Source organism: Micromonospora sp. L32 (assembly GCF_052068055.1).
Taxonomy (GTDB): domain Bacteria; phylum Actinomycetota; class Actinomycetes; order Mycobacteriales; family Micromonosporaceae; genus Micromonospora; species Micromonospora purpureochromogenes.
This window is the reverse complement of record NZ_JBQHDD010000007.1, coordinates 446,029-463,767: the sequence shown is the minus strand read 5'-3', so window position 1 is coordinate 463,767 and position 17,739 is coordinate 446,029. Positions and strand designations below refer to the sequence as shown.

Below are 17,739 nucleotides of genomic sequence, written 5' to 3'. Positions count from 1 at the left end.
TCGGCACCAGCGGTGCCGAAAGCCGACGTCAGCTCGCGGGAGCCTCGGCGGCGACCACGAGCGTCGGGTCGTCGACGTCGAAGTAGCGGGGCCACGGGTGTCGGCGCCCCATCCGGCACAGCCGCACCAACGGCCGGCTGCGCGCCGCCCGGGCGTCGCGGACCAGGTCGGTGTGCACCTGCCGGGCCAGCGCCAGCCGCCGGCTGGCGGCGATCACCGCCTCGCAGACCGGGTCGGCCGGGTCCAGCCGCACCGTGCGCAACTGCCGGGTCAGGTCGTTCTCGGCGGCCTCCCGCTCCTCCGGCGGGGCGTCCAGCGCGATCCGCGCCGCCGCGTACAGCTCGACGCCGTAGCGCCGCTCGGCCAGCACCGCGGCGGCGGCCGCCCGGCGCAGCAGGTGCGCGTCGAGGGCCCGGGCCGCGGACTCCGCCCGGGACTGCAGCCGCTCGACCCGGCCGGCCGTCCAGACCAGGTACGCCGCGACCAGGGCGACGACCACCGTCGCGCCCACCACCCACCACATGTGCGGCATCGTAGTGCTCACACCGCCCCGCCCAGCCCCACCCATTCCTGGTCGATGACCCGGCCGTCGGTGGCCTCGATGGCCGCGGCGTAGACCTCCAGGACCCGGCGGGCGATCACCGGCCAGTCGTAGTGCGCCACCACCTCGTCGCCGCAGGCGGTCAGCGCGGCCCGGCCCTGCGGGTCGTCGAGCAGGTCGGCCAGGGCGGTACGCAGCGCGGCCGCGTCCCCGGTCGGGAAGAGCCGGCCGGCCCGCCCGCCGTCGAGCACCCGGCGGAACGCGTCGAGGTCACTGGCGACCACCGTGGTGCCGGCGGCCAGCGCCTCGGTGAGGATCATCCCGAACGACTCCCCGCCGGTGTTCGGGGCGACGTAGAGGTGCACGCTGCGCAGCATCCGGGCCTTCTCCTCCTCCGGCACCATGCCGAGGAAGGTCACCCGGTCGCGCAGCTCGGCCGGGAACCGCCCGAACAGGTCGTCCGGGTCACCGGGACCGGCCACCAGCAGGCGCAGGCCGGGCCGGTGCGGCGCCAGCGCGACGAAGGCGTCGCGCAGGATCGGGAACCCCTTGCGGGCCTCGGTGAAGCGGCCGAGGAAGCCGAGCGTGCCGCCGGTGCCCGGCGCGCACTCCCCCGGCCAGCCGGGCAGCGGCTCGACGCCGGCGAACTTCGCCACCGCGACCCCGTTGGGGATCTCCACCGCGCCGCCGTCCATGTGCTCGACCTGGACCTTGCGGGCCAGGGCGCTGACCGCGATCCGGGCGGTGATCCGCTCCAGCACGATCTGCAGGACGCCCTGCGCGGCGGCGAGCACCCGGGACCGGGTCATCGCGGTGTGGAAGGTCGCCACCACCGGGCCGTTCGCGGAGAGCACCGCCAGCATCGACAGGCTCAGCGTCAGCGGCTCGTGCACGTGCAGCACGTCGAAGTCGCCCCGGGTGAGCCAGCGGCGCACCCGGGCGGTGGAGACCGGGCCGAACGCGATCCGGGCCACCGACCCGTTGTACGGCAGCGGCACGGCGCGCCCCGCCGAGACCACGTACGGCGGCAGCGCCGACTCCTCGTCGGCCGGGGCGAGCACGCTCACCTCGTGACCGAGCCCGATCAGCGCCTCGGCGAGGTCCATGACGTGGTTCTGCACCCCACCGGGTACGTCGAAGGAGTACGGGCACACGATGCCGATCCGCACGTAGGCGCCCTTCCCGTCAGGCCTGGCCGGTGACCGGCGCGGGTGGTGTCGCGCCGCTGTCCGTGCTCCGCTGCTCCACCCACATCCGCTGCAACATGTGCCAGTCTTCCGGATGCCGGGCGATGCCCGCCGCCAGAGCGTCGGCAATCCGCTGGGTCAGCAACCGGACCCGCTGGTCCAACGGCGCCGAGTCCGGGTCCGGCAGCGGCAGCGGACCCTCGAGCGAAGCGCACGCGGCGTCCGGTTCGTACCACATCGACGCGACGTAGAGCGGGGCGCCGGTGCGGACCGCCAGCAGCGCGGGGCCGGCCGGCATCCGGGTCCGGCCGCCGAAGAAGTCGACCTCCACCCCCCGGGCGGAGAGGTCCCGATCGGCCAGCAGCGGCACCACCGTACCGGCGCGGACCCGGTCCACCAGCACGTCGAAGGCGGGCCGGTCGCCGCCGTGGGTGGGCAGGATCTCCATGCCCAGGCCCTGCCGGAAGGCGAGGAAGCGCTCGTAGACCGCCTCGGGCTTGAGCCGCTCGGCGACGGTGGTGATCGGCCAGCCGGTGGCGGCGACCCAGGCGCCCGCGGCGTCCCAGTTGCCGGCGTGCGGCAGGGCGACCACCGCGCCCCGGCCGGCGGCCACGTCGGCGGCGAGCAGGTCCACCCCGGCCGGGTCCAGCCGGAACCCGGCGAGGATCTGCGCACCGCTCAGCGCCGGCAGCCGGAACGCCTCCATCCAGTACCGGGCGTACGAGCGCATGCCGCGCCGGACCAGCGCGTCCAGCTCCGCCTCGGGCAGGTCGGGGCCGACCACCCGGCGCAGGTTGGCGCGCAGTCGGGCCGTACCCGGGCCGCCTCGGCGGTGGGCGCGGTCCGCGCCCGCGGCGAAGGCCGCGGCCACCACGGGCCGGGGCAGCGCGCGGGCCAGGCGCCAGCCGGCGACGTAGCCGAGCTCGGTGAGGTTCACTCCTTGCCGACCAGCTGGGCCTGCCGGTACACGTGCGCCATGCGCTGCCCCACCGTGAAGATCGAGACGGCGGCGAGCAGCCAGAGCGCGACCTCCAGGGCGCGGTCCACGCCGAGCCCGGTCAGCAGGCCGCCCACCCCGACGATCAGCAGTCGCTCGGTGCGCTCGGCGATGCCCACGTTGGCGGTCATGCCGAGCCCCTCGGCGCGGGCCTTGACGTAGGAGACCAGGCTGCCGGCGGCCAGGCAGAGCAGCGCCGCGGCCACCCCGGAGTAGTCGTGCTCGGTGGCCAGCCAGTACGCCACCGCGCCGAAGACGGCGCTGTCGGCGATCCGGTCCATGCTCGAGTCGAGGAACGCCCCGAACCGGGTGGCACCGCCGCTCATCCGGGCCATCGTCCCGTCGAGCAGGTCGGTGAGCGCGAAGAACGTCACGATGAGGGCGCCGGCGACCAGGTCACCCCGGGCGCCGAAGCCGAGGGCGCCGACGAGCACGCCGAGGGTGCCGGTCACGGTGACCGCGTTGGGGGACACGCCGGCGCGGAGCAGGCCGCGCGCGACCGGCTCCACGACACGGGTCATCCCCGCGCGGGCCGTCACTTGGAAGATCTTCGCCATGGCGGTCCCACGATATCGGCCGGCAGCGGTCGGCGACACAGCCGGTCGTCCGACCCGCGTGGCGCAGGCTTGTGTCGGGTCGGTAACGGGTGTGAGATCGGGTGTGGGGGGTGAGCCAGCTCACCGGCCCACCCGGCTGAATACCCGTCGTCCAGGAGAGCACCGGAGGATATCGCCGCGGCACCCGCCCGGGCCCGCTTCCCCGTCGCGCGCGGCGGTCGCCACCAACCACGCTGAGGGAGGTGCGCCGCGATGGCGCAGAAGAACCAGGAGAAGGGTGTCACCGGCGCGGCGCCGGTGGTGACCGAGCCCAGCAGGGTTCGCAACGTGGTGCTCGTCGGGCACTCCGGGGCGGGCAAGACGACCCTGGTCGAGGCGCTGCTCGCGGCCACCGGCACGATCGGCCGGGCCGGCAGCGTCACCGACGGCACCACCGTCTGCGACCACGACCCGGCGGCGGTACGCCAACAGCGCTCGGTGAGCCTGGCCTGCGCGCCGCTCATGCACCAGGGCGTCAAGGTCAACCTGCTGGACACCCCGGGGTACGGCGACTTCGTCGGCGAGCTGCGGGCCGGCCTGCGGGCCGCCGACGCCGCGCTGTTCGTGGTCTCCGCGGCCGACGGGATGGACATGGCCACCGCCGCCCTGTGGGAGGAGTGCGCCGCGGTGGACATGCCGCGGGCCGTCGCGGTCTCCCGGCTGGACCACCCGCGCGCCGACTTCGACGAGGCGGTGGCGCTGTGCCAGCGGGTGTTCGGCGACAACGTGCTCCCGCTCTACCTGCCGATGCTCGGCGACGACGGCGTGTCGGTGGTCGGCCTGATGGGCCTGATCACCCGCCGGGTCTTCGACTACTCCGCCGGGCTGCCCGCCGCCGTGCGCGAGCCGGACCCGGAGCACCTGCCGGCGATCCTGGAGTCCCGCAACGAGCTGATCGAGGGGGTCATCGCCGAGAGCGAGGACGAGACCCTGATGGACCGCTACCTCGGCGGCGAGGAGATCGACACCGAGGTGCTGATCACCGACCTCGAGAAGGCGGTCGCCCGGGGCCACTTCTACCCGGTGGTGCCGGTCTGCGCGGAGACCGGCGTAGGCCTGGACGCGCTGCTGGACGGCCTGGTCGCCGCCTTCCCGTCCCCGCTGGAGCACGAGGTGCCCGCGGTCACCGGCGTGGACGGCTCGCCCCGGCCGCCGCTGAGCTGCGACCCGGACGGTCCGCTGGTCGCCGAGGTGGTCAAGACGACCGTCGACCGGCACGTCGGCCGGGTCTCGCTGGTGCGGGTCTTCTCCGGCACGCTCCGCCCCGACCAGGTGGTGCACGTCTCCGGGCACGGCATGGCCGAACGCGGGCACCCCGACCACGACGCCGACGAGCGGGTCGGGCACATCTACACCCCGCTGGGCGCGACGCTGCGCGAGGTGACCACCTGCGTGGCCGGCGACCTCTGCGCGATCACCAAGTCGGGCAGCGCGGAGACCGGCGACACCATCTCCGCCAAGGAGGAGCCGCTGCTCGTCGCCCCCTGGGCGATGCCCGAGCCGCTGCTGCCGGTGGCGATCGTGGCGAAGAGCCGGGCCGACGAGGACGCCCTGGCCCGCAACCTGGGCCGGCTGGTCGCCGGCGACCCGACGCTGCGCCTGGAGCGCAACCCGGAGACCCACCAGCTGGTGCTCTGGTGCATGGGCGAGGCGCACGCCGACGTGGTCCTCGACCGGCTGCGCAGCGGCGGCGTGGAGCTGGAGACCGAGCCGGTACGGGTGGCGCTGCGCGAGACGCTGACCGTCGGTGGCCGGGGCCACGGCCGGCACGTCAAGCAGTCCGGCGGCCACGGCCAGTACGCCGTCTGCGACATCGAGGTGGAGCCGCTGCCGCGCGGCGGAGGCTTCGAGTTCGTCGACCGGGTGGTCGGCGGGGCGGTCCCGCACAACTACATCCCGTCGGTGGAGAAGGGCGTGCGGGCGCAGATGGAACGCGGCCTGGTGGCCGGCTACCCGGTGGTGGACCTGCGGGTCACCCTCGTCGACGGCAAGGCGCACAGCGTCGACTCCTCCGACGCGGCCTTCCAGACCGCCGGCGCGCTGGCGCTGCGCGACGCCGCCGAGAAGGGGCAGCCGGCGCTGCTGGAGCCGGTGGACGAGGTGGTCATCCGGGTGCCCGACGGCTCCGTCGGCGCGGTGATGGGTGACCTGTCCAGCCGGCGCGGCCGGGTGCTCGGCACCGAGCCCGACCCGGACGCCGACGGGCGCACCCTGGTCCGCGCCGAGGTGCCCGCCACCGAACTGCTCCGCTACGCGGTCGAACTCCGCTCGATGACCCATGGCACGGGCACCTTCACCCGCGACTTCGCCCGCTACGAGCCCATGCCCGCCCACCTGGCCGACCAGGCCCGCAAGGAACACACCACCCGCACCTGACCCGCTCCCTCCCCCGGGCCCCTGCGCCGCGCACCTTCAGAGAAGGAGTGCCCATTCCCCGCTGGACAGCCACGCTTTCTCTGAAAGCGCGGATCGTGGGGGCGGCGGAGGGGTCAGGGGCGGGCGGTGGGGATGGGGGGCATCGGCCAGTGGGGGCGGTCGGCGTCGCGCAGGGCGGCGGTGCGCAGGGCGGCGAGCTGACGTTCGACCTCGGCGAAGTGGTCCGGGGCGAGCGGGCCGAGGCGCAGCGCGGCGGCGTTCTCCTCGACCTGGGCGACCGTCCGGCAGCCGGGGATCGGCACCGTCCGGGCGCTGCGGGCCCAGATCCAGCCCAGCGCGCCCTGGCTGAGGGTGCGCCCGTCCGCGGTGAGCGCGCCACGTACCGCCGCGACCCGGCGCAGCCACTCCGGCGCCGGGCGCCCGCCGCGGAACCACTCCAGCCAGGTCGGGGCGACGCCGCGTACGTCGTCGCGGGGCAGCGTGGACGCCGCGGTGTACTTGCCGGTGAGCAGCCCCATCCCGAGCGGGCCCCGGTTGACGCTGGCCAGGTCGTGCTTGTCGCAGACGGCCAGCATCACCGGGGTGTCCCGGAGCACGGAGAGGGTGTGCTGCACGGCGGTGGCGTGCGGGGCCGCCTCGGCGAAGGCCGCCGCCCGGTCGGCCCGGTCGGTGCTCCAGCCGTACGCGCGGACGAGTCCCTCGCCGACCAGGTCCTCCAGCGTGCCGAGCAGCGCCTCCACCCGGGGCAGCGGCAGGTCGCCCAGGTGCAGCTGGTAGAGGTCGATCCGGTCGGTGTCCAGCCGGCGCAGTGAGTCGGTGACCGCCCGGCGCAGGTACGCCGGGGACGGGTCCTCACCGGTGGCCTGGCGGGTCTGCTCGTCGAAGGTGTAGCCCCACTTGGTGGCGATCACGGCCTCGTCCCGCCGACCGGCGAGCGCCCGGCCGAGGACCCGCTCGCCGTGCCCGGCCCCGTACGTGTCGGCGGTGTCGAAGAGGGTCACGCCGAGGTCCAGCGCACGCCGTACGGCCCGGACCGACTCCTCGTCGTCGACCCTGCCCCAGCCCAGCGGCCGGGCGCCCTCGGCCCAGGGGCCACCGATCGCCCAGCACCCCATGCCGAGGGCGCTGACCTCGATGCCGCTGCGGCCCAACGTCCGCGTCGTCACTGCCATCGCCGCATCCTGCCACCTCAAACCGACAGACGGGCGGGAACGTCACCTGTCGTGCAGGATCGACCCCATGGGACGGCTGGGCGTGGACGTCGGCGGTGTGATCATCGAGCTGAGCGACGGGAACGAGGACACCTCGTTCTTCGGAGACAACTACCTGCGCACACCCCCGCTGGACGGGGTGTTCGGGGCACTGGCCGCGCTGGTCCCCCGCTTCGACGAGGTGTACGTGGTGTCGAAGTGCGCCGAGCCGACCGAGCAGCGGACCCGGGACTGGCTGGCCCACCACGACTTCCACGCCCGTACCGGGATCGGCCCGGAGCGGCTGCGCTTCTGCCGTACCCGGCCGGAGAAGGGGCCGATCGCCGCGCAGCTCGGGCTGACCCACTTCGTCGACGACCGGCTGGAGGTGCTGGGCTATCTCGACACGGTGCCGCACCGGTACCTGATGCGGCCCCGGGAGGACGAGGTCGCCGCGTACCGCGCCCACCTGGCCGGGGTGCACCGGGTTGAGAGCTGGCCGGCGCTGGTGGCGCGGATCTCCGCGGACGCCGGGGAGGGCACCGCCGACCGGCGCTGACCCCGCGACACCCGCCATCCGCCGCGCACCCGATGGCGGTACGGCCCGGCGCGCGGCCGGCGGCCGTCAGCGCTGGGGCGGACAGGAGCCAGCCGTCAGCGCCGGAGCGCGGAGACGCGCGGCGGCCGCCGGCGCCCGAACGCGGAGACGAGCGGCGGCCGCCGGCGCCCGAACGCGGAGACGCGCGGCGGCCGCCGGCGCCCGAACGCGGAGACGCGCGGCGGCCGTCAGCGCCGGATCGCGGAGGCGAGCGGCAACGGGGTCGGCTGGCCCTCCCAGCTGCCGGTCAGCACGGCACCGGCCGGCGAGGTGCCGCGGTCGAGCCGGCGGACGACCGCCAGCTCGACGGTGTCGGTGACGATCAGCGTCGGGTCGGCGTCCACCACCCGGCGGGGCGTACCCACCTCGGGCAGCCCGGCGTCGTCGGCCCCGCTGCTGTCGATGGCCATCGTCGGCGCCCGCCGCTCCTGCCCGCCGTCGACCTCGACGTACTCCTGGGCCTGGCCGGATCCGGTGAGGATCGCGGCGGCCAGCGCGGCGGCGTAGACCGGGTCGCCGCAGGCGTCGTAGACCCAGCGCCGGCCGAGCACCGAGTGCGCCGTGGTGCCGACCAGTCGGTCGTCGGCGCCGTCGAGCGGCGCGCCCCGGTAGGTGAGCGGGACCTGGTGGACCGGCCCGTCACCGGCCCGGACGAGCAGGGTCTCGATGCCGACCTCCCCGGCCGGGTCGTCGAACCGGTAGCCCGCGACGCGCACCACCTCGACGCCGGCGGGTCCGTCGTACCAGCCTTGGCCGGGCAGCCATTCGGTGAGCAGTTCCAGCTTCGTGGGGCGCAGCGTGGCGCGGTGCAGCAGGGCCATGCACAAGATCGTATGCCCGGCCGGCCGCGCGAGCCGGCTCGGCGCGGGGGTCAGGCCGGCCAGGCCTTGGCGAACAGGTCGCGGGTGTCGGCCAGCAGCTGCGGCAGGACCTTCGTCCGGCCGATCACCGGCATGAAGTTCGCGTCACCGCCCCAGCGCGGCACCACGTGCTGGTGCAGGTGGGCGGCGATGCCGGCGCCGGCGACGCCGCCCTGGTTCATGCCGAGGTTGAACCCGTGCGCGTTGCTGACCGTGCGGACCACCCGCATCGCGGTCTGGGTGTACACGCCCAGCTCGATGGTCTCCGCCGGGTCCAGGTCGGTGTAGTCGGCGACGTGCCGGTACGGGCAGACCAGCAGGTGCCCCGGGTTGTACGGATAGAGGTTGAGCACCGCGAAGACGTGCTCCCCGCGCGCCACGACCAGGCTCTCCCCCTCGGGCAGGCCGGGGGCCAGGCAGAACGGGCAGCCGGTGGGCTTGTCGTAGCCGCCCTCGGGACGGTCCTCGCCGGAGATGTAGGTCATCCGGTGCGGCGTCCAGAGCCGCTCCAGCCCGTCCGTCAGGCCGGTGTCGCCGGTGATGTCCGTGCCGTCGTCAGAGTGCCGCGCCGCCCCAGTCACACGCCGATCCTACGGTCACCGCACCGGATCCCACCCGTCCCCACCGCCCCACCCGACCCCGGCCCGCGCTCCCCCTCGCGCGCACTTTCCGAGAAAGGGTGGCCATCCGGCGAGGAACAGCCACTCTTTCTCGGAAAGTGCGTGGATCTTGCGGTGGGGCCGGCGGGTCAGCTCTTGACGGACGGGCCGGAGTTGGAGCGGGAGCTCACGACGTCCAGCACGTGGGTGACCGCCTCGGCCATCGGCACGCCGTTGCGCTGCGAGCCGTCCCGGTAGCGGAAGGAGACCGTGCCGGCGGCCACGTCGTCGTCGCCGGCGATCACCATGAACGGGATCTTCTGCTGCTGGGCGGTGCGGATCTTCTTCTGCATCCGGTCGTCACCCGCGTCCACCTGGGCGCGGATCCCCTCGGCGCGCAGCGCCGCGACGAAGCCGTGCAGGTAGTCGGTGTGGTCCTCACGGATCGGGATGCCGACCACCTGCACCGGGGCCAGCCAGGCCGGGAACGCGCCCGCGTAGTGCTCGGTGAGCACGCCGAAGAAGCGCTCGATCGAGCCGAAGAGGGCCCGGTGGATCATCACCGGCCGCTGCCGGCTGCCGTCCGCCGCCTGGTACTCCAGGCCGAAGCGCTCCGGCTGGTTGAAGTCGACCTGGATGGTGGACATCTGCCAGGTCCGGCCGATGGCGTCCTTGGCCTGCACCGAGATCTTCGGGCCGTAGAAGGCCGCGCCGCCCGGGTCGGGCACCAGGTCCAGCCCGGAGGACTCGGCGGCGGTGCGCAGCGCCTCGGTCGCCTCCGCCCAGTCCTCGTCCGACCCGATGAACTTGGGCGAGTCGTCGCGGGTGGACAACTCCAGGTAGAAGTCGTCCAGGCCGTAGTCGCGCAGCAGGTCCAGCACGAACGACAGCAGGGTGGACAGCTCACCGGGCATCTGCTCACGGGTGCAGTAGATGTGCGAGTCGTCCTGGGTGAGGCCGCGTACCCGGGTCAGGCCGTGCACCACGCCGGACTTCTCGTACCGGTAGACCGTGCCGAACTCGAACAGCCGCAGCGGCAGCTCCCGGTAGGACCGCCCGCGCGCCCGGAAGATCAGGTTGTGCATCGGGCAGTTCATCGCCTTGAGGTAGTAGTCCGCGCCCTCCAGCTGCATGGGCGGGAACATCGTCTCGGCGTAGTAGGGCAGGTGCCCGGAGGTCTCGAACAGGTGCGCCTTGGTGATGTGCGGCGTGTTGACGAACTCGTACCCGGCCGCCTCGTGCCGGCGGCGCGAGTAGTTCTCCATCTCCCGGCGGATGATGCCGCCCTTGGGGTGGAAGACCGCCAGACCCGAGCCGACCTCGTCGGGGAAGCTGAACAGGTCGAGGTCCGCGCCGAGCTTGCGGTGGTCGCGCCGGGCGGCCTCCTCCAGCAGCTTCAGGTACGCCTTCAGCTCGTCCCGGGTCGGCCACGCGGTGCCGTACACCCGCTGCAACTGCGGATTCTTCTCCGACCCCCGCCAGTACGCGGCGGCCGAACGCATCAGCTTGAACGCGCCGATCAGCCGGGTGGTGGGCAGGTGCGGCCCCCGGCACAGGTCGGACCAGCAGACCTTGTCCTCGTTCGCGGCGAGGTTGTCGTAGATGGTCAGCTCGCCGCCGCCCACCTCCATCACCTCGGAGGAGTCCAGCCCCTCCCCCTTGACGTCGATCAGCTCCAGCTTGAACGGCTCGGCGGCCAGCTCGGCCTTCGCCTCGTCGAGGCTGTTGAAGCGGCGACGGCGGAACCGCTGGCCGGACTTGACGATCTCCTGCATGCGCTTCTCGAGCTTGCTCAGGTCGTCCGGCTGGAACGGCTTGTCGACGGCGAAGTCGTAGTAGAAGCCGTTCTCGATGGGCGGGCCGATGCCGAGCTTGGCCTCCGGGAAGACGTCCTGCACGGCCTGGGCGAGCACGTGCGCCGTCGAGTGGCGCAGCACGTTGAGCCCGTCCGGCGAGTCGAGGGTGACCGGCTCGACGCTGGTCTCCTCGGACGGCTTCCAGTCCAGGTCGCGCAGCACGCCCTGCGGGTCGCGGACCACCACGATCGCCTTCGGCCCGGCCATGGGCAGCCCGGCCGCGGCCACCGCGTCGGCCGCCGTCGTCCCGGCGGCGACGACGACGGGGTCGGCCACGACGGGGGTACGGGGTGCGGACACGGTGACTCCTCAACTGCAGACGGTACGGATGCTGCCGGTTCCGGCTCCTGCGATGCTATCGGTCGCCCGTTTCCGCCCGGTCGTCGGGAAAGGATGGGCCCGCGTGTCCCGCCCGCCGCGCAGATCGTGCCGGCGCGGATTGAACCTTTCCGACCCGCGATCCGAACTACCCGGTGTGGCCGGAAACCGGAGCCGGCCGCGTGGAGACGGATGGGGGCACAGATGGCGATCACCCGCAACGGCGGCCGGCGGGCGGGTCTCGTGCTGGCCGCCGCGGTCGCCGGGGCGCTGGCCTGGCCGGGCGCGGCGCTGGCGGCGGACGTGACGACCACGCCGACGCAGGCGACCCAGGGCGACGCGGTGGAGCTGACCTTCGTGGTGCCGGAGGAGCGGCCCGGCGCGCGCACCGAGAAGATCGAGGTCAAGCTGCCCCCGGACGCGCCGATCGGGGAGGTCTACCCGTTGTCGGTGGACGGCTGGGCGCCCCTGATCACCTCCCGCGACCTGGACGCCCCGGTGGCCGGCATCCACGCGCCCTCGGTGACCACGGTGACCGCCGCGGTGGTCTGGACCCGGGCCGCCGGGAAGCCGCAGCCCGGCCCCGCCCGGCTCGCCCTGGCGATGGGCCCGCTGCCGCAGACCGACCGGATGAGCTTCGAGGTGGTGCAGACGTACTCCGACGGCACGGTGGTGCGCTGGGCCGACCCGGCCGGTGGCGCCCACCCGGCCCCGACCCTGGCCCTGCTTCCGGCGGCCCCCGGGGCGGCGACCGGACACGGCCACGGCGGCCCGGACGCCGCGGCGGCCGACGGCGGGGACGAGGCGGCGGCCGACCCGGGCGCGGCGGACGGCGGTCCGAGCGCGGACGTGCTGCTCGGCGGCGGTCTGCTGATCGGCCTCGGCGGTGGCGCCCTGGTCGGCTGGGCGGTGAGCCGGGGACGGCACCGGGCCGAGCCGGCGGACGACGTCGAGGGCGACCAGCCCGACGGCGAGCCGTCGACGGACGAGCAGCCCGAGAGCGAGCGCTCGCTGACCGACCGGGCCAAGGGCGAGCCGGTGGGGTCGCGCTGAGTTCAGCGCGCCCAGTCCGGCAGCGGCTCCCGCGCCGCCAGCCAGCCGTCGGGCACCCCGCCCGGCGTACCGACCCCGGTGTGGGCGGCGACGATCGCGCCGACGATCGCGGCGGTGGTGTCGACGTCCCCGCCCGCCTCGACGCAGGCCCGGATCGCCGCCGGATAGTCGTCGAGGTGGGTGGCGGCGACCCAGAGGGTGAAGGCCACGGTGTCCTGGGCGGTCACCCGGGAGCCGTTGCCGAGCGCCTCGACGGCCTCCGGCAGCCCCCGGCCGAGCAGCCCGACGGCGCGGCGTACCCGGCGGTGCACCTCGGCGGCCGGGTCCAGCGCGGCGGCGACCGCCGCGAGCAGCCGGGCCGGGTCGGGGCGGTCGCCGTCCAGGCGGGCCCGGGCGGCGAGCGCGGCGGCCACGGCCACCGCCACGGCGCCGGCGATCCCCTCCGGATGGGCGTGGGTGATCTCGGCGGAGGCGCGGGCCTGCGCCGCCGCCCGGGTGGTGGAGTCGGCGAACCAGGCGCCCAGCGGCCCGACCCGCATCGCCGCGCCGTTGCCGCAGGAACCCTGCCCGTCGAACGCCGACGCGGCGGCCACCGGCCACGGCGTGCCGGCCCGGATCAGTTCGAGCAGTTCGACGGCGCCGGCGCCGTAGCGGCGGGCCGGGTCGTAGCGGGCGGCGAAGGCGGCGGCGAGGGCGTCCCGGTCGATCGTGCCGGCGTCGGCCAGGCAGCCGACCACCGAACAGGCCATCTCGGTGTCGTCGCTCCACGGCCACGGCCCGGCCGGCAGGCCGTCGCGCCAGGGCGCCACGCCCCGCCCCGGCACGAAGAACATCCCGCCCAGGGCGTCGCCGACGGAGAGACCGGTGAGACTGTCCCGGGCCAGGGCCAGCCGGGTGTCGGGAAACAGGGTGAACGTCATCGTCGTGCCAGCTTGCCCGGTGCGCGAGCCCTCCGCAACGCGATCAACTTGCCACGGGCAGTACGGTGCTGACGTGGCCACCGTGCTCCTGGTCGAAGACGACCACGTCGTACGCGGCGCAATGCTGCGTTCACTCAGCGAGCGGGGGCACGCGGTGCACGCGGTCGGCACGGCGCTGGACGCGCTGCGCCGGGTCGCCGCCGAGACCCCCGACCTCGTCGTGCTCGACCTCGGCCTGCCCGACCTGGACGGCTCGGACGCGCTGCGGATGCTGCGCGGCATCACCGACGTACCGATCATCATCGCCACCGCCCGCGACGACGAGCAGTCGGTGGTCCGGCTGCTGCGGGCCGGCGCGGACGACTACATGGTCAAGCCGTTCACCGGCGCGCACCTGGACGCCCGGATCACCACCGTGCTGCGCCGGGTCGGCCGGGCCAGCCGGACGGTGCAGCCGGCGGTGCACACGGTGGGCGGCCTGCGGATGGACGTGGGCGAGCGCAGCGCGGTGCTCGACGGGGAACCGCTGGCGCTGACCCGCAAGGAATTCGACCTGCTGGCGTATCTCGCCGCACGACCCGGCCGGGTAGTGTCCCGGCGGGAGCTCTTGGAGGAGGTATGGCGGCAGCCGTCGGTCGGCGAGGACCAGACCATCGACGTTCACCTGTACTGGCTACGACGAAAGATGGGCGAGTCCGCGGCGAAGCCGCGCTACCTGCGCACCGTGCGGGGGGTGGGCTTCCGACTGGTGGCCCCGGACTGAGGCTGGCGCTGGCCTACCTCACGGCCGGCATGTGCGCGCTGGTCGCGCTGGCGTTCCTGATCCCGCTCGGGGTGAGCCTGCGCGACGACGTCCGCGACGAGGCGCTGGCCGACGCGGCCCGGCGCAGCGCGCTGGTCACCGGAGCGTTGGCGGTCAGCACCGAACCGGCGGCCGTGCGGCGGGCCGTGGAGGCGACCGGGGACGACCCGGCGACCCGGCCGGTGGTGCACGGGCTGGGCGGGGACGAGACGAGCGGCCGGGCCGCCGAGGCGGACCTGCAACGGGCCCGCACGCAGAAACGGTCGGTGGTCACCGACGTCTCCGGCGGGGTGCTGCGGCTGGACCCGGTGGTGCTCGACGGCCAGGTCGCCGTGGTGGAGGTGTTCGTCCCCGAGGCCGACCTCGACGAGGGCTCCGGCGGTACCTGGCTGCTGCTGAGCGCCGTCGCCGTGGCCCTGGTCGGCGCCGCGGTGATCGTGGTGGACCGGGTCGCGGCCCGCGCGGTCGACTCCACCCGGGGGCTGGTCAAGGCGGCCCTGGCCGTCGGCGACGGCGACCTGGGCGTACGCGTCGAGCCGAGCGGCCCGCGGGAGCTGGCCGAGGCCGGGTACGCGTTCAACCGGATGGCCGACCGGCTGGTCGCCTCGCGCACCGACGAACGGGAGCTGGTGGCGGACCTGTCGCACCGGCTGCGGACGCCGCTGACGGTGCTGCGGCTGGACGCCGAGGGGCTGGACTCCGACGACACCAGCGTCGGCTCGTTCACCCCGGCCGAGCTGGACCGACGGCGCACGATCCGGCGCATCCGGCAGGCGATCGTCACCCTCGAGGGCGAGATCGACGTGCTGATCAAGACCACCCGCAAGGCGGTGGCCCACGAGGCCGGGCCGGCGGAGTGCGACGTCAGCGAGGTGGTCCGGGACCGGATGGTGTTCTGGGCGGCGCTGGCCGGCGACCAGAACCGGCCGCACCGGGTCAGCGGCGCCCAGCTGCGGATCCCCGCGCCGGTGCCGCGCGCCGAACTGGCCGCCGCGTTGGACGCGGTGATCGGCAACGTGTTCCGCTACACCCCGCAGGGGACGGCGTTCGAGGTGGCGGTCTCCCGCCGGGACGGCTACGTGGCCATCCGGATCGACGACGCCGGCCCCGGCATCGCCAATCCGGACCGGGCGCTGCGCCGGGGCACCAGCGACCAGGGCTCCACCGGGCTGGGGCTGGACATCGCCAAGCGGGTGGCACTGCAGGCCAACGGTTCGGTGAGCATCGACCGGGCCCGGCTGGGCGGGGCCAGCGTGGTGATGTTGCTGGCCGACCCGGAGGCGACGCCCCGGCAGGTCAACCGCTTCGGGCTGGTCGGCCGGATGGCCCGGGAGGCCCGGGAGCAGAAGACCGGCGGGCGGCGGTGGCCCCGGCAGCGTCCCGCCGACGACTGACCACCACGACGGGCAACGCCGTTCCGGCAGCCGAGACGCCCGGCTGCGAGGCGGGACCCCCGTTGGTTGTGGGGTGGCGCAAGTCTTCCTTAGATCCGGGTTAACGCGGGCGCCAGGGCGGCCGGACGCTGCCAGGATCAGGGAGAACCCATCAGCTCCACCGGTCTTGTCGCCCCTGACAACTGCCGGCCGGTGGAGCCCGAGCGCGCGGCGGGGGCACGGTCCCCCCACACCCGCTCCCGCCGCGCGCCCCACCTCTCACCGACAGTCGTGAGGTGTCCCGATGAGCCCGTCCGTGACCCGGCTGCTGCGCTGGGCCGCCGTGGTCGGCGCGGGCATCGCCCTCACGCTCGCGCTCTGGCAGGACCCGGTGCTGGCGCACGGCGGCGCCCCGCCCGCCACCCGGACACCGACCGCCGCCGCACCGGCCGCGCCCACTGCCCCGACCGCTCTCGGACTGGCCGCCTCGGCGCCCTGATGCTCCGGCGGGGACCGGCGCTGGCCGGCCGCCGGCGCGGCCCGGCCGACCTGGCCCGGCCGCGCGACGCGCCCCGAAGGCTCAACGCGTCCCGGTTGCCGACCAGGCGTCGATCTCGGCGCTGATCCGGGCCTTCTCGCCCGGTTCGAGGAACGAGGCGGTCACCCCGTCCCGGGCCAGCGCGGCCACCCCCTCGGGTCCGACGTCGAGCAGCGCGGCGGCCACCGCGTACTCATCGTTGAGGGTGGTGCCGAACATCGGCGGGTCGTCGGAGTTGATGCTGACCAGCACGCCGGCGTCGACCAGCCGCCGCAGCGGGTGCTCCGCCAGCCGCGCCACGGCCCGGGTACGGACGTTGGAGGTCGGGCAGACCTCCAACGCGATCCGGTGCTCGGCCAGGTACGCCAGCAGCTCCGGGTCCTCGGCGGCGGAGATGCCGTGCCCGATCCGCTCGGCGCCCAGATCACGCAGGGCGTCCCAGACCGTCTGCGGGCCGGTGGTCTCACCCGCGTGCGGCACCGAGCGCAGCCCGGCCGCCCGGGCCTGGTCGAAGTACGGCTTGAACTGCGGCCGGGGCACCCCGATCTCGGGGCCGCCGAGGCCGAAGCTGATCAGCCCGTCCGGCCGCTCCTCCAGCGCGATCCGCAGGGTCTCCTCGGCCGCCGGCAGCCCGGCCTCGCCGGGAATGTCGAAGCACCAGCGCAGGGCGATGCCGAAGTCGGCCTCGGCCCGCTTGCGGGCGTCCTCGATCGCCTCACAGAACGCCGGGGCGGGGATGCCCCGGCGCACGTGCGAGTACGGGGTGATGGTCAGCTCGGCGTACCGGACCTGCTGGCGGGCCAGCTCGCGGGCCACCTCGTGGGTGAGGATCCAGACGTCCTCCGGGTCGCGGATCAGGTCCACGACGCTGAGGTACACCTCGATGAAGTGGGCGAAGTCGCGGAACGCGAAGTAGTCGACCAGCGCGGCCGGGTCCGCCGGGACCGGGCTGCGGCCCTCGTGCCGGGCCGCCAGCTCGGCGACGATGCGGGGCGAGGCGGAGCCGACGTGGTGCACGTGCAGCTCCACCTTGGGCAGTCCGGCGATGAAGGTGGGCAGGTCGGTCACAGATTCTCCTCTGCGCGGGCGCCGGTACGGGCGACGGTGAAGATCCGGCGGAACGGGAAGTACACCTGCCCCTGCCGCACCGGGTACGCCTCGGCCAGGCGTACCCCCAGCTCGGCCCGGAAGTCCGCCCAGCCGGCGGCGTCCAGCGCGGCCCGGACCGGTCGCAGCGCGGTCCCCTCCATCCAGGCCAGCACCGGGTGGTCGGCGGCGGGGTCGGCCGGCAGCAGGTGCACGTAGACAGTCTCCCAGGCGTCGACCGCGCAGCCGGCGGCGGCCAACGACGCGGCGTACCCGACGGCGTCGTCGACCGGGGTCTCGCGCAGCAGCGGCGCCAGCGTGGCGGCCCAGCGGTCCCGGCGGGCGACCTCGCGCAGCGTCCGGTGCGAGGGGGCGTCGAAGTTGCCCGGGACCTGGAACGCCAGCCAGGCGCCGGCGGGCAGCTCGCGGGCCCAGCGGGCGAGCAGCTCCCGGTGCTCCGGCACCCACTGGAGCACGGCGTTGCAGACCACCACGTCGACGTCGGGTGCGGGGCGCCAGTCCCGGACGTCACCGACGGTGAACTCGACCGGGGCGGCCAGGTCGGCGGCCCGGTCGATCATCTCCGGGGACGAGTCGAGGCCGCGGATCACGGCGGCCGGCCAGCGGGCGGCGAGGGTGGCGGTCAGGGTGCCGGGCCCGCAACCGAGGTCGACCACGGCGCGCGGCCGGTCGGCCGGGACGCGGGCGACGAGGTCGTGGAACGGGCGGGACCGTTCGTCGCCGTAGCGCAGGTAGGTCGTCGGATCCCACATCGCCGCCTCCAAACCGTACGTACGTCTTGCAATGACCCTACGGCCCGCACTGCGGTCCGGCAAGGCGATCACTAGG

At 74.8% G+C, this 17,739-nt stretch carries 17 protein-coding genes; 6 read left to right on the top strand and 11 right to left on the bottom strand.

The features are described 5' to 3' along the window. Positions 1–28: 28 nt before the first annotated feature. Genes ACTMTB_RS21690 through pgsA form a run of 4 tightly spaced genes read right to left on the bottom strand, consistent with a single transcriptional unit; the run spans position 29 to position 3,282 of the window. On the bottom strand, positions 29–523 hold the full coding sequence (locus tag ACTMTB_RS21690; protein WP_211364372.1) for a hypothetical protein: 495 nt from the start codon (positions 521–523) through the stop codon (positions 29–31). Positions 524–540: 17 nt separating this feature from the next. Further along, positions 541–1,710 carry a glycosyltransferase family 4 protein gene (locus tag ACTMTB_RS21685; RefSeq protein ID WP_441148093.1) on the bottom strand — a complete coding sequence of 390 codons (1,170 nt, stop codon included), beginning with the start codon at positions 1,708–1,710 and terminating at the stop codon, positions 541–543. Positions 1,711–1,726: 16 nt separating this feature from the next. Next, entirely contained in the window at positions 1,727–2,665 is a 939-nt protein-coding gene (locus ACTMTB_RS21680) for a phosphatidylinositol mannoside acyltransferase (protein ID WP_441148092.1), read from the bottom strand. Beyond that, the gene (gene pgsA / locus ACTMTB_RS21675) at positions 2,662–3,282 is read right to left on the bottom strand and encodes a phosphatidylinositol phosphate synthase (RefSeq protein WP_441148091.1); all 621 of its coding nucleotides are present in this window, start codon (positions 3,280–3,282) and stop codon (positions 2,662–2,664) included. Before pgsA ends, ACTMTB_RS21680 begins: the two co-directional genes overlap by 4 nt. A gap of 252 nt (positions 3,283–3,534) precedes the next feature. Here pgsA and ACTMTB_RS21670 point away from each other — a divergent pair, with 252 nt between their 5' ends. After that, positions 3,535–5,697: an elongation factor G-like protein EF-G2 gene (locus ACTMTB_RS21670; RefSeq protein WP_441148090.1), complete on the top strand. Its 2,163-nt coding sequence runs from the start codon at positions 3,535–3,537 to the stop codon at positions 5,695–5,697. Positions 5,698–5,810: 113 nt separating this feature from the next. On the opposite strand, the gene ACTMTB_RS21665 is transcribed toward ACTMTB_RS21670, so the two are convergent. Beyond that, on the bottom strand, positions 5,811–6,869 hold the full coding sequence (locus ACTMTB_RS21665) for an aldo/keto reductase (protein WP_441148089.1): 1,059 nt from the start codon (positions 6,867–6,869) through the stop codon (positions 5,811–5,813). A 67-nt stretch (positions 6,870–6,936) separates the two neighbouring features. Between ACTMTB_RS21665 and ACTMTB_RS21660 the strand changes: the two genes are divergently transcribed. After that, on the top strand, positions 6,937–7,446 hold the full coding sequence (locus tag ACTMTB_RS21660; RefSeq protein ID WP_441148088.1) for a hypothetical protein: 510 nt from the start codon (positions 6,937–6,939) through the stop codon (positions 7,444–7,446). A gap of 227 nt (positions 7,447–7,673) precedes the next feature. On the opposite strand, the gene ACTMTB_RS21655 is transcribed toward ACTMTB_RS21660, so the two are convergent. The 3 genes from ACTMTB_RS21655 to thrS form a co-directional block, all read right to left on the bottom strand. Beyond that, a complete protein-coding gene (locus ACTMTB_RS21655) occupies positions 7,674–8,306 on the bottom strand; it encodes a CG0192-related protein (RefSeq protein WP_441148087.1) in 633 nt (210 codons plus the stop codon). Positions 8,307–8,356: 50 nt separating this feature from the next. Continuing rightward, entirely contained in the window at positions 8,357–8,869 is a 513-nt protein-coding gene (locus ACTMTB_RS21650; protein ID WP_441148136.1) for an HIT family protein, read from the bottom strand. A gap of 224 nt (positions 8,870–9,093) precedes the next feature. After that, on the bottom strand, positions 9,094–11,100 hold the full coding sequence (gene thrS, locus ACTMTB_RS21645; RefSeq protein WP_441148086.1) for a threonine--tRNA ligase: 2,007 nt from the start codon (positions 11,098–11,100) through the stop codon (positions 9,094–9,096). 210 nt (positions 11,101–11,310) lie between these two features. Here thrS and ACTMTB_RS21640 point away from each other — a divergent pair, with 210 nt between their 5' ends. Beyond that, entirely contained in the window at positions 11,311–12,171 is an 861-nt protein-coding gene (locus ACTMTB_RS21640; protein WP_441148085.1) for a DUF1775 domain-containing protein, read from the top strand. A gap of 2 nt (positions 12,172–12,173) precedes the next feature. Here the strand turns inward: ACTMTB_RS21640 and ACTMTB_RS21635 are convergent, their stop codons facing one another. After that, on the bottom strand, positions 12,174–13,091 hold the full coding sequence (locus ACTMTB_RS21635; RefSeq protein ID WP_441148084.1) for an ADP-ribosylglycohydrolase family protein: 918 nt from the start codon (positions 13,089–13,091) through the stop codon (positions 12,174–12,176). Positions 13,092–13,164: 73 nt separating this feature from the next. Between ACTMTB_RS21635 and ACTMTB_RS21630 the strand changes: the two genes are divergently transcribed. From ACTMTB_RS21630 to ACTMTB_RS21620, 3 genes are all read left to right on the top strand, one after another. Continuing rightward, entirely contained in the window at positions 13,165–13,854 is a 690-nt protein-coding gene (locus tag ACTMTB_RS21630; protein ID WP_357616037.1) for a response regulator transcription factor, read from the top strand. A gap of 29 nt (positions 13,855–13,883) precedes the next feature. After that, the gene (locus ACTMTB_RS21625; protein ID WP_441148083.1) at positions 13,884–15,287 is read left to right on the top strand and encodes a HAMP domain-containing sensor histidine kinase; all 1,404 of its coding nucleotides are present in this window, start codon (positions 13,884–13,886) and stop codon (positions 15,285–15,287) included. Positions 15,288–15,570: 283 nt separating this feature from the next. Then, a complete protein-coding gene (locus tag ACTMTB_RS21620) occupies positions 15,571–15,765 on the top strand; it encodes a hypothetical protein (protein ID WP_441148082.1) in 195 nt (64 codons plus the stop codon). A gap of 81 nt (positions 15,766–15,846) precedes the next feature. Here the strand turns inward: ACTMTB_RS21620 and ACTMTB_RS21615 are convergent, their stop codons facing one another. Beyond that, positions 15,847–16,872, bottom strand: a complete 1,026-nt coding sequence (locus tag ACTMTB_RS21615; RefSeq protein WP_441148081.1) for an adenosine deaminase — start codon at positions 16,870–16,872, stop codon at positions 15,847–15,849. Beyond that, entirely contained in the window at positions 16,869–17,663 is a 795-nt protein-coding gene (locus ACTMTB_RS21610; RefSeq protein ID WP_441148080.1) for a trans-aconitate 2-methyltransferase, read from the bottom strand. The genes ACTMTB_RS21615 and ACTMTB_RS21610 overlap by 4 nt, the downstream gene beginning before the upstream one ends. Positions 17,664–17,739 lie beyond the last annotated feature (76 nt).

Coding starts and splice junctions, on each gene's coding strand:
- ACTMTB_RS21690 (WP_211364372.1), bottom strand. CDS start 523: ATGTGGTGGGTGGTGGGCGCGACGGTGGTCGTCGCCCTGGTCGCGGCG.
- ACTMTB_RS21655 (WP_441148087.1), bottom strand. CDS start 8,306: ATGGCCCTGCTGCACCGCGCCACGCTGCGCCCCACGAAGCTGGAACTG.
- ACTMTB_RS21610 (WP_441148080.1), bottom strand. CDS start 17,663: ATGTGGGATCCGACGACCTACCTGCGCTACGGCGACGAACGGTCCCGC.
- ACTMTB_RS21620 (WP_441148082.1), top strand. CDS start 15,571: ATGAGCCCGTCCGTGACCCGGCTGCTGCGCTGGGCCGCCGTGGTCGGC.
- ACTMTB_RS21640 (WP_441148085.1), top strand. CDS start 11,311: ATGGGGGCACAGATGGCGATCACCCGCAACGGCGGCCGGCGGGCGGGT.
- ACTMTB_RS21660 (WP_441148088.1), top strand. CDS start 6,937: ATGGGACGGCTGGGCGTGGACGTCGGCGGTGTGATCATCGAGCTGAGC.
- ACTMTB_RS21670 (WP_441148090.1), top strand. CDS start 3,535: ATGGCGCAGAAGAACCAGGAGAAGGGTGTCACCGGCGCGGCGCCGGTG.
- ACTMTB_RS21635 (WP_441148084.1), bottom strand. CDS start 13,091: ATGACGTTCACCCTGTTTCCCGACACCCGGCTGGCCCTGGCCCGGGAC.
- pgsA (WP_441148091.1), bottom strand. CDS start 3,282: ATGGCGAAGATCTTCCAAGTGACGGCCCGCGCGGGGATGACCCGTGTC.
- ACTMTB_RS21665 (WP_441148089.1), bottom strand. CDS start 6,869: ATGGCAGTGACGACGCGGACGTTGGGCCGCAGCGGCATCGAGGTCAGC.
- ACTMTB_RS21625 (WP_441148083.1), top strand. CDS start 13,884: ATGTGCGCGCTGGTCGCGCTGGCGTTCCTGATCCCGCTCGGGGTGAGC.